Origin of the sequence: Pseudoalteromonas sp. XMcav2-N, assembly GCF_024124545.1 — a bacterium.
Classification (GTDB): Bacteria; Pseudomonadota; Gammaproteobacteria; order Enterobacterales; family Alteromonadaceae; genus Pseudoalteromonas.
Genome location: NZ_JAMXSF010000008.1, coordinates 32,093 through 46,330, shown reverse-complemented (window position 1 = coordinate 46,330; position 14,238 = coordinate 32,093). Strand labels below are relative to the sequence as shown.

General features: G+C 49.2%; 11 protein-coding genes. 4 read left to right on the top strand and 7 right to left on the bottom strand.

The annotated features are described in order from the left end of the window. The first annotated feature begins 19 nt into the window (after nucleotides 1–19). The 3 genes from NH568_RS12050 to NH568_RS12040 all read left to right on the top strand — a co-directional run bounded on the left by NH568_RS12050 (nucleotide 20) and on the right by NH568_RS12040 (nucleotide 3,454). Entirely contained in the window at nucleotides 20–1,891 is a 1,872-nt protein-coding gene (locus NH568_RS12050; RefSeq protein WP_253047692.1) for a monovalent cation:proton antiporter-2 (CPA2) family protein, read from the top strand. A gap of 86 nt (nucleotides 1,892–1,977) precedes the next feature. Then, nucleotides 1,978–2,226, top strand: coding sequence for a hypothetical protein (locus NH568_RS12045; protein ID WP_138553245.1), 249 nt, complete (start codon nucleotides 1,978–1,980; stop codon nucleotides 2,224–2,226). 124 nt (nucleotides 2,227–2,350) lie between these two features. Further along, nucleotides 2,351–3,454 carry a hypothetical protein gene (locus NH568_RS12040; protein WP_253047689.1) on the top strand — a complete coding sequence of 368 codons (1,104 nt, stop codon included), beginning with the start codon at nucleotides 2,351–2,353 and terminating at the stop codon, nucleotides 3,452–3,454. Here NH568_RS12040 and NH568_RS12035 read toward each other — a convergent pair. The 3 genes from NH568_RS12035 to chrA form a co-directional block, all read right to left on the bottom strand. After that, nucleotides 3,451–6,171, bottom strand: a complete 2,721-nt coding sequence (locus tag NH568_RS12035; RefSeq protein WP_253047686.1) for a methyl-accepting chemotaxis protein — start codon at nucleotides 6,169–6,171, stop codon at nucleotides 3,451–3,453. The two genes, NH568_RS12040 and NH568_RS12035, sit on opposite strands and share 4 nt — an antisense overlap. 129 nt (nucleotides 6,172–6,300) lie before the next feature. Then, on the bottom strand, nucleotides 6,301–7,134 hold the full coding sequence (locus tag NH568_RS12030) for a mechanosensitive ion channel domain-containing protein (RefSeq protein WP_253047684.1): 834 nt from the start codon (nucleotides 7,132–7,134) through the stop codon (nucleotides 6,301–6,303). 156 nt (nucleotides 7,135–7,290) lie between these two features. After that, entirely contained in the window at nucleotides 7,291–8,439 is a 1,149-nt protein-coding gene (chrA, locus tag NH568_RS12025; protein WP_253047676.1) for a chromate efflux transporter, read from the bottom strand. Nucleotides 8,440–8,546: 107 nt separating this feature from the next. On the opposite strand from chrA, the gene NH568_RS12020 reads away from it, so the two are divergent. After that, nucleotides 8,547–9,491 (top strand): LysR family transcriptional regulator, encoded by a 945-nt coding sequence (locus NH568_RS12020; protein WP_253047673.1) that lies wholly within the window; start codon nucleotides 8,547–8,549, stop codon nucleotides 9,489–9,491. Nucleotides 9,492–9,553: 62 nt separating this feature from the next. Here the strand turns inward: NH568_RS12020 and NH568_RS12015 are convergent, their stop codons facing one another. The 4 genes from NH568_RS12015 to NH568_RS12000 all read right to left on the bottom strand — a co-directional run bounded on the left by NH568_RS12015 (nucleotide 9,554) and on the right by NH568_RS12000 (nucleotide 14,195). Then, complete coding sequence (locus tag NH568_RS12015) at nucleotides 9,554–9,748, bottom strand: hypothetical protein (RefSeq protein WP_253047670.1); 195 nt, start codon at nucleotides 9,746–9,748, stop codon at nucleotides 9,554–9,556. A 36-nt stretch (nucleotides 9,749–9,784) separates the two neighbouring features. After that, on the bottom strand, nucleotides 9,785–9,937 hold the full coding sequence (locus tag NH568_RS12010) for a hypothetical protein (RefSeq protein WP_253047668.1): 153 nt from the start codon (nucleotides 9,935–9,937) through the stop codon (nucleotides 9,785–9,787). A gap of 103 nt (nucleotides 9,938–10,040) precedes the next feature. Beyond that, nucleotides 10,041–12,521 (bottom strand): beta-N-acetylhexosaminidase, encoded by a 2,481-nt coding sequence (locus NH568_RS12005; protein ID WP_253047665.1) that lies wholly within the window; start codon nucleotides 12,519–12,521, stop codon nucleotides 10,041–10,043. Nucleotides 12,522–12,980: 459 nt separating this feature from the next. Then, nucleotides 12,981–14,195: a serine hydrolase domain-containing protein gene (locus tag NH568_RS12000; protein WP_253047662.1), complete on the bottom strand. Its 1,215-nt coding sequence runs from the start codon at nucleotides 14,193–14,195 to the stop codon at nucleotides 12,981–12,983. Nucleotides 14,196–14,238 lie beyond the last annotated feature (43 nt).

Genomic DNA, 14,238 nt, shown 5'->3' with positions numbered 1-14,238 from the left:
AAGTAGTAGGTGGCGTCGCATGACTGGCTATTTTATACAGGCTTTTATTTATCTGGCAGCCGCCGTCATTATGGTGCCGCTGGCAAAAAAACTGGGGCTGGGCTCGGTACTGGGTTATCTCATTGCCGGGGTGATTATTGGTCCTGTGTCCGGGATGGTGGGCGAAGAAACCATAACAATTCAGCATTTTGCTGAGTTTGGGGTGGTTATGATGTTGTTTCTGGTCGGACTGGAGCTGCACCCTCAGATGCTTTGGCAAATGCGTCACCGATTATTAGGCCTGGGCGGGTTACAGGTCACTGGCAGCGCCGTTCTTTTGGCGCTCATTGCCTGGTTACTGGGGCAGCCTGTGAGCGTCGCAGTGGCAATCGGCTTGGTATTCTCTTTGTCGTCTACTGCGATTGTACTGCAAACCTTTAATGAAAAAGGCCTGACAAAGACAGAAGGCGGGCACAATGCCTTTTCAGTGTTGCTGATGCAAGATATTGCCGTGATCCCCATACTGGCATTTATTCCGGTTCTGGCACTGCCCGAGTTGGTCAGTGCTGCACAGACGATGCAAACCACGGCGCAGCACCATGAATCACTGAGCTTAGTGGCTGGGTTGCCAACCTGGGCCTATGCCGGTGCGATTTTTGCCAGCATCGCAGGGGTTGTCGTGATAGGGCATTACCTGAGTCGCCCCTTGTTTCATTATGTTGCTAACTCAGGGCTACGGGAGATCTTTGTTGCAACCACCTTGCTGCTTGTCATTGGTATTGCCGCTTTGATGAGCCTGGTGGGGTTATCCCCGGCATTAGGCACCTTTCTGGCGGGTGTGGTGCTGGCCAACAGTGAATTTCGTCATGAGCTGGAATCAAATATTGAGCCCTTCAAGGGCTTATTGCTGGGGCTGTTTTTCATTACCGTTGGGGCAGGTATTAACTTTGCCATATTGTCTGAGCATCTGCTCCTGATCATCACACTCACACTAACGGTGATGCTGGTCAAAGCTGGCGTACTGTGGGTGCTGGCAATGCTGTTCAAAATTCGCAACAGTGATCGCTGGTTATTTGCTCTGAGTTTGTCTCAGGCTGGCGAGTTTGGTTTTGTACTGTTGAGTTATGCATTGCAAAACCATGTTATTCCGGCCGCGACTGTGAGCTTGCTACAACTCGTTGTGGCCTTATCCATGTTCCTGACACCTATGCTGTTTATTCTCTACGACAAAGTCATATTACCGCGCTATCAGCAGACCACTAATCCGCAGGCATATGATGATATTCAGGAGCAGGGTCAGGTGATTATTGCGGGGATTGGTCGGTTTGGTCAGATTGTAAACCGATTACTGATCGCCAATGGCGTACACACAGTGGTCATGGATCTCGATGTGAATCAGGTTGAGTCAATGCGTCGGATACAGGTCAAAGCCTACTTTGGAGATGCGACACGGCCTGAGCTATTGCACACAGCCGGTATTGAACAGGCCGCGTTACTGGTTGTTGCCATTGATGATCGGGAAAGTGCCAGAGCACTGGTGCATGCAGTTAAGCAAAACCACCCAGGCGTAATCGTACTGGCCAGGGCGTTCGACAGGGGTCATCACTATGAATTGAAACACGCCGGTGCCGATGTGATTGTCAGTGAGACGTATCATTCAGCATTGGACCTGGGGGCTAGCGCACTGACTTGCCTTGGTTTTGAACCTGCACTTGCCGATCAGAAAAAACAGGCTTTCTGGGAAACCGAAAAAGCAGCATCGGAGCAACTGTATGATACCTGGCAACATGGCAGTGAAGGGCAGCAGTACGACCACGATTATCGTAAGCTTTTTATCCAGACTGAAGAGGCCATCAAACAAGCCATGCAATCCGAAATAACTGATGAGCAGGGGCATATGGATAAAGGCTGATGAGTGGGTTCAACAGTCCCAATACTGGCGCAGACAATGGCAGAGCTGATATGCTACGCGCTTTTAGCGACAACTGAGTATAAAACATGATTGATGACAAAGAACTGATCAGCACGCTGGATGAACTGGAAGCCTTTTTGAGGTTAGTGGAAAGTGGCGGTCTGGGCCTGAATAATGCCGCAGGTGTGGCACTGGCGACCAATAATAGCAATGGCCGACCGTTTGTAGCGGTACTGGATGACAATCATCAGCTGATCCTCGGCCGCTGGGTCACTCAGGACGTGTTTGACAATGGTAAAGACCTGGTACGCCAGGGGCCGAAAAAAAGTCACTAAAATTCCGCCGCTCAGATGTATCGGGTCGTTTTGATTGTTTGCATCTGACAAGCCCTTCTGGCCAGGGTGGATATCGTCTGCAAAGGCCAGCCACGCTGAGCAGACTCGAAAAAAGGAAAGTCAGATGCAGGTTTCTTCGCAAGAGTTAGCCAGAGTCGAACACCGGCTAAACAAACAAAACGCACTGGCCGCGGCTGTTGCTGGTGGATTGTGGGTGTTCCCCATTTTATGTGCCTGGTTTGGTGCGTTTACGCTGAGTGCCGATTTTGGCCCGCTAATGCTGGTGGTCAGTGGCATATTCATTGGGTTAGTCACCCGATTACACGGTCGTGGTTATCAGAAAGTCTTTGGGGTCATCGCCTTTATACTTCATGCCTGGCTGGCTTTTCTGGCTTTTCTGGCTTTTCTGGCTTTGGCATTGGATTTAATCGTCAGTAATGATACCTGGTTGATGGTACTGGGGATTTTGTATGTCATTGGTGTTTGGTCAAGTGTATTTCTGGCGCGTAAAAAGGTGCCATTTTCCGAACATAGAGCATTTTTTGAATTGGCCGAAAAGCAGCAGCATGCCAGCCGAAAAAAGCTGAAAAACCGCTGGTTTATTGCCTTACCCGCTTTACTGGTTACGTCTTTGGCTGCGAGTTGGTTGGCCATTTACGGTATTGCGATTGCTGAGCAACTGTTGCAGGAAAAGGAAGTATTCGAGAAGCAGCAGCTGCAAGCTCAGCGTTCCGCGAAAAGTGAAATTGATGTCTCACCTGAGGGCATTAAAGCGTTGTCTACCAGGCAAGCATTACATTATGCATATGCCTATTTCAGTGGTTATCGAATAGATGAGTTTGGCAGAAACAAAGGCCAATTTGTACACTCCGAATTTAAGGCTAAAACCATACTGCGTCATCTTACGGAGCAAAGAAATGACCCTCGTGCCTTATTTATCCTCGGTATTATCAACGGTGGCAGTCAGGGGAGTAAGCAAGTTGAGCAGGCCGCAGAGCGCCAGGATGATTATGCCAAGCTGTTTAAAACGATAGAATTTGGCTGTCGATATGATAAGACTCAGGCACTGATGCTGATCAATGGCTTGTCTCAACTGACGGATGAATCCCTCATATTGGCAGAGATAGACAGCATTCGTAACTACGGTTTTGAGCCTGTTTGTGACGAACTCAATACGGGTAAATTTGAGTATAGTTTTATTCGCGACTACCAACCGAGCAGCCGCTAAGATAAGCGGCTCTCATCCAGATGGAAAAATGCGACCTGATCGGTCAGTACTCGTGCCTGGTTTTCCATGGTTTTGCCCGACTTTGACGTGGTTTCCACCAAAGAGACATTTTGCTGGGTAATGCCATCCATTTGCGCAATGGTTGAACATACTGCAGCGATACCGGATGCCTGCTCTTTGCTGGCATCGTCAATGTTGGCGACCATGTCGCTGACCTGCGCTATTGACTCGGTCAATTCATCGAAAGTTGTGCCAGACTCGTAAACCAGTTTACTGCCTTCGCTTACAGCATCGACGCTGTTTTTGATGAGTGTTTTTATCTCTTTGGCTGCGCTGGCACTGCGTTGTGCCAGGTTACGCACTTCACTGGCCACGACAGCAAACCCTCTGCCTGCCTCCCCCGCTCTGGCAGCTTCAACGGATGCATTCAGTGCCAGCAGGTTGGTTTGAAAGGCAATTTCATCAATCACGCCAACGATATCGGAGATTTTTCGGCTGTAGTCTTCGATATTGCCGACAGCACTGATGGCATCTTCAATGGTGTGCTTACCACTAACCGCTTTTTCACGGACAACCGTTGCCCGTTCAGAGGCTGTGGTTGCGCTGATCGCATTGTTTTTCACGGTTGCGGTAAGTTGTTCCATAGTGGCCGCTGTTTGCTCCAGACTGGCTGCCTGACTTTCAACACGGCTATTGAGCTCTTCATTATTGCTGGCGATTTGTCTGGCGATGTCAAACACTTGCGCAGCACCGTTGTTAATTGTCTGCACCAGCTCACTGAGTTTATCAAACAGTCCATTCATCGCCTTGGTAAGGACTGAGAAATCCTCTCCCAGTTCTGCCGTGATACGGTGGGTTAAATCGCCTTGCTCAAGCGCAAAAATAGCATCTTTGATATGCTGTACGGCTTGCTTTTGCGCCGTGATATCTGTGGCATATTTAACGACTTTGACCGGGCGACCATGCTGGTCCAGTATGGGGTTATAGGTTGCCTGTATCCAGACCTCAGTCCCATCTTTGGCAATTCGCATGTACTGTCCTGAGTCAAATTCACCACGGTTGAGCTGCGCCCAGAACCTTTGATACTCGTCACTTTGCGCCTGTTCCACGGTGGCAAACATACGGTGATGCTGGCCTTTTACCTCGTCGAGTGTATACCCCATGGTGGCCAAAAACAGGTCATTGGCCCAGACAATAGTGCCGTCCATTTCAAACTCAATCACTGCCTGAGATTTATGAATAGCCTGTACTTGTCCCTCCAGATCTGCCGCTATCTGTTTCTGACGCGTGATATCCATGGCGTATTTTACGACTTTTAGGGGGTTACCTTCATCATCACGGATGAGATTGTAAGTTGCGCTGATCCAGATTGGTTTGGCATGTTTACCAAGTCGAAAAAACTCACCAGACTGAAAATGGCCGTTTTTAAGGTCAGCCCAAAACTGCTGATACTCTTCGCTTTGCGCATATCCGGACTCAACAAACAGTCGGTGGTGTTGCCCGATGATCTCCTCCTTTTGGTAACCCATCGCTTCTAGAAAGTTGTCATTGGCGTCTACAATGGTGCCGTCTAACTCGAATTGGATCACCGCCTGGGAGTGATTTATGGCATCTATCTGACCCTGTGCTTCAAAAGCCCTGAGTTTGTCTGCGGTGATGTCAGAGGCGAACTTCATGATCTTCCAGAGCCGGCCATTTTCATCGTAGAGAGGGGTATAATGTGCCTGGATCCAGACGGGATCGCCGCGCTTATTGATTCTCTTAAATTCTCCAGACTGCAGCTCGCCCCGTCCCAACGCCTGCCAAAAAGCGGTGTACTCGTCACTGACAGCATCTGCCGCAGTGACAAACATCCGATGGTGCTGCCCCTGGATCTCCGTCAGCTGATAGCCCATGACATCGAGAAAATTCTGGTTTGCGGTCACTATGGTGCCATCCAGGGTGAACTCAATAACCGCCTGTGCATGGCGGATCCCGTCAATCTGGCTGGTCAGGTTGATCAGGGTTTGGCGCTGCTTTGAAATATCGCTGGCATACAGCAGGATTTTCGATATCTGTTGCCGGCTGTTTGCCACGGGAACGAGCTTAGCATGTAACCAGGTGAACGTTTGTTCATCAATTTGCCAGTTAAGGTCACACTCAACTGACTCGCCCGCACAAAGTGCTTCCCAGTGGGTTTCATCAAGCGGCTTGTTGACCACAAACTGCTGATAATGCTCATTGAGCAAATGCTGTTTTGGGGTTCCCACCAGGTTTGAAAAATGGTTATTGGCATTGAGTATGGTGCCCCGCAGGTCCAGCTCTGCCAAGGCTTGTGCGTCTGACAGCGCCTGAGTGATTAACGCGCTGTCCATCAAAGGCTGATACTGTGCAGTAACGTCCTGAAGCACAGCGAAGGACTGTGCGTTATCTGCCAAACAAAATTGCACTGAGACTGTGTACAGAGACCCTTCGGTATTATGCATGCTACAAATCAGGGCTGTATGTTGTTCAGGGCTTCGCAGTGCATCACAAAGCGCCTGATACTCGCTTTGATGATTGCACAAAGCCGACAGCGTTTTGGGGACCGCGCTGTTTGCTAAGGCCAGCATCGCCCTGAAAGCCTGACTGGAAGCGAGTATATTGCCTTGCTGGTCGAGTTTTAGCCAAGGTAATGTTTGCGGTAAGGTGACTTGTGGTTCCGAAGTTTTTGTTTTAGCAAAGCCAAAGAGTGCCATATCACATCCCAGTATGTTGTCATTTATCTATAAACACTATAGACAAGGAATAACAGGGCACCAAAGTTTGACGGTGAGATTCTGTTTTTATGGGGCTGGCATTTGGTATGCAGCCCCAGCACATGAGTCTCAGGCATCGCTTTCGTTGACCAGAATAACCTTACGATGCGGGAAGGGGATCTCGATGTTGGCCTCATCGAGTGCTTTTTTCACCTGTTCAGGCACGGAATAGAGCACATCAAAATAATGTGCACCTTGGCAAAATGGCCTGACCAAAAAGTCGACAGAGCTATTGTTGAGTGACTCCACTTCAACAAACGGTGCAGGCTCCGATAAAATATGAGGATGAGCCTGCAATACGGATTGGATCACGGCTCTGGCATCATCAATACTCTCACTGTACGCAATGCCAAACCGCATATCGACACCACGAATATTGTGATGGGAATGATTAACAATTTTGCTGCCCCATATATGACTGTTCGGGATCACTATCTGCTGGTTATCAAAGGTCTGCAATATCGTAGTAAACATATCAATTTCAGTCACTTTGCCAAACTGGCCCGCGGTGTCGATAAAGTCATTGACCTTGTAGGGGCGGAAAATGAGCAGCATGACGCCCGCAGCGAGGTTGGATAAAGTGCCTTGCAGTGCCAGTCCCACCGCAAGCCCGGCGGCACCAAGCAATGCAATGATCGACGCGGTTTGCACGCCAAAACGGTTAAGCACTGCAATGCCGACAAAGGCCAGCACAGTGTATTTGGCAACACTACCAAAGAATTTAAATAACGTGTCATCCAGCTTATCGTAGCGATTCGCAACAGACACCACGGCTTTATAAGCCTTGCCCGCCAGCCAGATGCCAATGATCAGAATGAACAATGCCAGTACTAAGTTAGTCGCCCAGTCAACGGCCACAGGTAAATATTGATTGATATCGATTTGTTCTAGAAAGCTGTCCATAGACCAACCTCGGTATTAGAGTTTAATGAATCGCCTTTGTGCGCTTAAAAACTAGTTGCTGATCCGAGATTGTTCAACCTGAATGGGATTAGATTGCAAAGGAGGAGAGGATTTGCAGCAGCAGGGGGAGTGTGCATTCCCTCCTGCTGCGCAGCACTATACCAGCCCCATAGTTACGCCAGCCAGTATAAAAGTGATCACCAGCCAGACAATATGCAGCTTCAGTTGTTTTAACAGGTAAAAACCCACCAGGACCAGGGCTATGTCTTGTGCTGACTGCACTGCGCTGGTAAAGACCGGCTGATAGAGAGCAGCAACCAACAGGCCAACTACGGCGGCATTAACGCCGCTCAGTGCGCCTGCAATGGCGGGGTGTGAGGACAGTAGTTGCCAGTTTTTGAGCACCCCCAGCAATAACAAAAAGCCAGGCAGAAATATGGCCAAAGTTGCCAGTAGTGCACCTGTGATTGGGTTTGCTGGCATGAGTGCATAGCCGAGGTAAGTTGCAAATGTGAACATCGGGCCGGGAACCGCCTGAGCGGCGGCATAGCCGGTTAAAAATGCATCCTGACTGAGGCCGTCGCCAAGGATATTTTGCAGTAGTGGCAGCACCACATGACCACCCCCAAACACCAGGCTGCCAGCCTGATAAAAGTCATTAAACAGGGCAACAGACGGGTTCATATGGGCAACAAAAGGCAGGCCTAAGAATAAGCCGGCAAATATAGCCAAAGGCAGCCAGTTTGCCTTAAAAGGTGAACTGGGACGTGTCGTCTGGGTGTTCCCTTTCAGGTAAAGCATACCAACCAGAGCCGCCAGGATCAGTACACCAATTTGAGTCATAATTCCCGGCAGCAGCAGCAGGGCTATTGCCGTGATCAAACACAGGCTGACTGTGAGCGTGCTTTTGCAAAAGTTTTTATACATTCCCCAGGCGGCATCAGCAACGACCACAATGGCAAGCAGTTTCAGACCATGCACCAGATTTTGAAACATATCCGTGTCAGTGACATGGCTGGCCATCAGGGCAAGGAACACCATGATCATGACCGAAGGTAAAGTGAAACCAATGAATGCTGCACAGGCGCCTCCCAGACCACCGCGTTTGTAGCCAAGCGCAAAGCCGACCTGACTTGAACCCGGGCCGGGTAAGAACTGGCTCAGTGCTACCAGCTGAGCATAATCGGCATCATCCAGCCACTTGAGTTTCTCCACAAAGGTTTGGCGAAAATAACCAATGTGGGCAGCCGGGCCGCCAAAGCTTATCCAGCCGAGTAAAAAGAAGGTTTTAAAAATAGCGAACATAGTAGCGTGTGCTCTGTTATCAGGACTGCCGATAGAGTAAAAAATGACGTAGAATGATTCAAATTAATAGTTTTGATTCAGACTATGAATTATATAGGATTGAGAGTATGAGCTTCAATGATGTGCCATGGCGCCAGATAGATCTCAATTTACTGGTCGCATTTGCCTATTTATATCGTTGTCGCAGTGTCAGTCAGGCGGCCGAGCAAAGTTGTGTCAGTCAATCGGCAATGAGCCACAGCCTGGCAAGACTGAGACGCTTGTTTGATGACGAGCTGCTTGAGCGCAAAGGACATGTCATGGAGCCCACCGAATATGCCCATCAGATCGCCCCTGCTCTGGAGCAACTGCTGGATACTCTGTCCGAGACGTTGCTCAATAAAGCTCAGTTTGTGCCGCAAAAGTATGACGGGGTTTGCCGCATCGGCCTGACTGATTATGCTGAACTCAACTTTGCGCCTGTGATTTACGATCGCATTCGTGCAGAGGCGCCTGAAGCGCAGATCAGTTTTGTTAACGTCAATCGCAGCAACTACATTACCCTGACCGAGAAAGAGAAGTTGGATCTGGTTATTGGCAGCATTACTGAGCCAGACGAGTCTTTTGACAACCTTATCTTGTACACAGAGCGTCATGTCTGTCTGGTAGACCCTGTACAGTTTGCAACGCAAATACCTCTGGAACTGGCGGCTTTCGCTGAGACTGAGCATGCCCTGGTCAGTCCGGATGGGCGTTTAACCACTCAGGTGGACCAGTTGCTGGCCAGAGCGGGATTAACCCGCCGGGTAACTGTGGCAAGCCGTAATTTCCTGACGATACAGCGCTTGCTCAGTCAGCGCCGCCTGGTTGCCATTGTGCCATTAAAAATGGCGCAACTGGCATGTGAAGATGCAGGCCTGAGGTACTTTGATCCACCATTGCCAGTGCCGGACTTCGACATTGCTATGTTGTGGCTGAAGAAACGTCAGCTGGATGATAAAAGTGTATGGCTCAGAGGATTAATAGGGAATGCGCTGGCAGAGCCGACTGTGGGTGATGATACAGAAAAGTGATCGGGCTGTGGCTAGTAGCTAATAACTAAGGTGGCTATGGCGCGAGTCCATAGCCTGGTCGGCTAACGGCCGTTGCACTCATTGGTAGGGCAATCTTCCGTGTAGGAATCATCACATTCACCCGTCCCACTGGTGTTTTGGCACTGATCTACAATGGAGAAATGACCTCCTGCAATCTGGCGAGTGGCGGCTTTGTTGAGATGCGTGCTGTCCAACGTCAGTGACTTCAGAGGTTTTTTTTGTAAAGTGAGTATCATCTTAATTTCCTTGATTAGTCTATTCGTGTGTAAGGGCTAGATGCCACCGCAGTGATTGGGGCAGGCTTGCCCTCCGGACATATTTGAGGGGCCAAACCCACCAAATACTTGTGGTGTGAGTTGTAGTTTTAATGCCTGCTCTTGCGCAGATAATGTCTTCAACTTTTTCTTAACCAGACTTATTTTCATTCTATTTTCCTTATAGTGTTCAACTGTACCTTATATCGGTTTAACCCTAACACAGTCAGAATGAATCGGGCAACTATAGCGTATATTCGCCGATATCCTGATATCAAAGGTCTATGCTGGTGGGATCCGATGAGGCTCCATCGGCACGACACGCCTCCAGCAAATGTTCACTGAAAACCCCTGCTGCAACGACTATCTCTGCAGTTTTATTTTGGATCTCCTTCAGGCGTTCGGCAAAGTGCTGCATGCGCTGTGTTGAGACGGATTGCCTGACTGTACAACTGCGAATAATCGCCAGGCTTATTTCATTGATGGCACTAGCTTGTGTCAGAGTTGTCTGCAGTCCATGCAACGTAGGAGTTTTGGCAATAAGAGGCGCTAATAAGCGGTAATCAGTATGCCAGGCTTTAAGTGTGGCGGTAATGTGCTGCAATGCGTTGCTATCACCTTGTCTGAACAGTGCCAGTTTTTGATAGAGCATCAGCATGGTTTGACTCTCTACTGGCAGGAAGTCCACCAGCTGATCCAAGGGGACATTCTGATGATACAGCCCCTGCTGATATCTTATGTGATGGCGGGTATAGTAGCTGGCAGGCTCCAGCTGTTCGGCAAAACGTGCCAGCACTGCCAGGTCTGCATCACTGGACTGTGAGCTGAGCAGTGATTGCAGACCCCGGCGAAATTGCTTGTCATGGTGCAAGCCAATGGCATTGGCAAAAGTATACAGTGCATGAAGGCGCTGATACATGGCAGCTTCATGACTCACTTTTCGCTCTGACCAGAGACGCTCAGCGATTGTAAACAGGCGCGGCCAGCTGCGTATATCGAGGTTTTGTTCCGTCACCAGCTCACTCCACAGCGTCGCCTCGCCGCCTAAAATATTGCCTTTCGCCTCTGCGTTCATGGCACTCAGGAAGGGCATATTTACAAAGTCAGCATGAGAAAAATGCGCAGCCAACTTACCTGTCACCGGATAGACTGCGTTACCAATGAGGATCCGCCCTGAAATACCTGCCGTTTTATCGAGTGTCAGCTCGGCGCGGGTCGGTCCCATCCAACTGTCAATAGTGGCATTGAGTCGCGACTGGCCTGCATCGGGTGATATCAAGTGGCTATCGAGTCGGGCTTGCTTAAACGGCCTGTCATTCAGTTGTATGTAGGCATGGCGGACCGATTGCTGTTGTGTCACCAGTACCAGTTTGCCCCTGACTGCACTGCCTTTTAGCCTTGGCATGGTAAAGTCCCAGGCCTGAATCGCGTCCTGAGTGTTTACCGGGTGTGGTTGGTGCAGATCAGTATCGAACGATTCATTACGATAGTGGTAGCTGGCAGGCTGTGGCTGGTCGATATAAAAGCCGGCTGATAACAACACCGGGTATCCCTGAGCCGCAATTTGGCTGAGGCTGGCTTTACCGCGCCAGGACTGAACCATTACATCTTTATCCAGCGCGGGATGAAATATCTCGTCCCAGCCCATCATTTTTTTGTTGTGACTACGCAAGATGGCCTGTACTTTGTGGTTAAAATGAGCCTGAAGATCTGCACTTGTATTTAGCTTATGCTGATGCATATATGACTGCACACGCTCACTGTTCTGCCAATGTTTTGGATCTACTTCATCGCCCCCAATATGCAAATAAGGATCAGGAAAGAGCTCGGCCAGTTCAGCGACAATGGCGTTAATAAAGGTATAGACCTCAGGTTTACTGGGGTCCAGTAATGGCTCAAACACGCCCCATCCATCTTCCATCTGATAGGGCTTCACTTCTGTCATCAGCTCGGGATAGGCAACCGCAATTGCAGAGGCATGCCCGGGCACGTCAAATTCAGGAACCACCCGGATCCCAAGGTTGCTGGCGTATTCAACAACCTGCCGGATTTCGGCCCGGGTATGATACTGACCGTCTGACGCAAGCTGGTGTAGCCTGGGATACGCTTTGGATACGAAGCGCCATCCCTGATCATCCGTCAGGTGCCAGTGAAAGACATTGAGCTTAGCTGCGGCCATACCACGCAACTGACGCTTAATTGCCGGAACCGAAATAAAATGGCGGACGCTGTCGAGCAGCAGTCCACGCCAGGGAAATCGGGGACTATCTTCTATATGCAGAAGCGCCAGTTCGCGACTGTCGCGGGCAAAATAGAGTAGCTGACTGAGAGTGGCCAGCGCATGCAAGGCACCAAAATCACTCGGCGCACTAATCGTTATGTCAGTTTGATTGATACTGAGTTGATAGTGTTCATTCTGCCCAAGTTGTGGATGCTGGTGAGTGGCGTCTTGTGGTGTCTGTACAGTCACAATTATGGGTAATGAGGGCTCGGAGGCGGCAGGCGACACCTGATAACCAAACTTTGTGAATTGTTCTCGATAGTAAGCCTGAATAAATGCGCTGCGCTGAGCTGACAGACCCTTGAGCGACAGTATCAACGGCCGGTCTAATGTAAGCGTTTGTGCCGACTGCACGAGTGAGGTGGGCGCAGGCATCAAAATAGGCGTGTGGTTACGTGCCTGAACCTGCCCAGTAGTAAGCACCAATAAGCAAATAAACACGCCATAAAGCAAAGCCTTAAGATGAGTCATCATAGTGATCATGTCCCTGAAAACATCGAGCAAAAAGAGGTCTATAAAATCGTGTTTATGGGAACAGTGCAAATGAGAGATTTTCAATCAGTCAGATAATGTTGCCTGGGCGCGTTGTAATCCTGCGTACAGTTTTTTTTGCACAAATCCGGATTAGTACCTGTAAAGCGTTTAACAAAGCCTGCTCAGGACTTTTGCAACGCCCTGACCTTAAGTGTTATCTGGCCATTGCCGAATTCAAAGAACCTGCACAAAAGCGAGAGCTGATTAACATGTCAAACAGCGGGGCGATCGAAAACCAGGATTATGACAATAATACTAATGTGTTAAAAGAAGCGACTCGCTACCCATGCCCATTCCCATTCCCAGAGTAGGGTCGGGGTACCTCTCTTGAGATCACTGGTTAGCCTGTTTAATAAAACAGTGAGCTTCAGCCGGTATGACCACCGGCTGAGACCATGATTAGAGTTCATTAAAGACTTTGGCTCGCAGTGCTTCGCGAAACGCGTTAACCATATTGTGCTTGTCTTGTTCTGTTTGGCGGTTAAATACGCGGTTGTAGAATATGCTGATGCTGACGTCTTCTTTCGGGTAATAATAGCTTCTTGATATATAGCCATTGTTGTAACCGCCATGCATATAAGCCACTTTACCTGACAAAGACGAAAAAGTGCTTTCTTCTGTTTTGCGCACAATCCCGGCACCGTACTCCCTGGTTGCATCCATGGTGTTCAGGTTTTCGAGCATTTGCGTTTTAATCGCCGCGTTAAACGGTGCCTGGGTTTTACCAAAGGCGCTGAAAAACAAGCTAAGATCTTTTGGTGTGCTCACCATTCCCCCATCTGCAGCGCGATACCCCAGCTTGATGTGGCGGTAGCTAGTGAGGCCGTCCTCTTCCATTTCATAGCCATGTACCAGTTCGTCACCCAAAGCTTCCCTCTGATAGTAATAGGTTTCGGTCATCCCCAGTGGCTCCAGGATCTGCTGGCGAATCGCAATAGCAAGATCGTAGCCCAGTAAGTCATCCAATATTATTCCCAGCAACAGGTAGTTTGTGTTGGAGTAGTCGAAACGACTATCGACTTCAAACAGTGCTGGCTCATCATAAATATAGCTCAACATTTCAGTGGCTTGCCAATCATGATTGGGCTCTGCTTTGATTTTATGCCAGAACTGCGGAACACTCAGATAGTCCTTCAGGCCGCTAGTATGACGCAGCAGATGACGGACCCTGATGGTACTGGTATTAGGTAAACGAGCGTTAATCTCTTCGGGCAGGTAAGTGTTGATAGGGCTGTCAAGGTCGAGCTGGCCTTGCTGGGCCATGAGATGTGCCAGCGTCGAGACAAAGCTCTTAGTATTACTGGCAATGCGGAACAAATGTGTCGGTTTGAGTGGTTCATTGGTATCTTTATTGGCCAGGCCACTGGTGTAAGTTGAAGACCACCCAGGTGTATCTATATAAACCGATATGCCAGTTAATCCTGCCTCAACGACCTGATCAAGCAAGCTTTGATAATCGGCATGGATATCAAACTGAATAGGTTGAATGGAATCACTGAGCGTGACGGGCATATCAGCCGACTTAGGCTTTGAGGAATGGGTCACGTTATTATCACTGCCGCAGCCACTTAGCATCAGACAGGCGGTACAAATCATCATTGAAGGAAATTTCATAGCTTTGCCTCTTGTTGTTTTATTCCGGTTATATCAGCCGCTT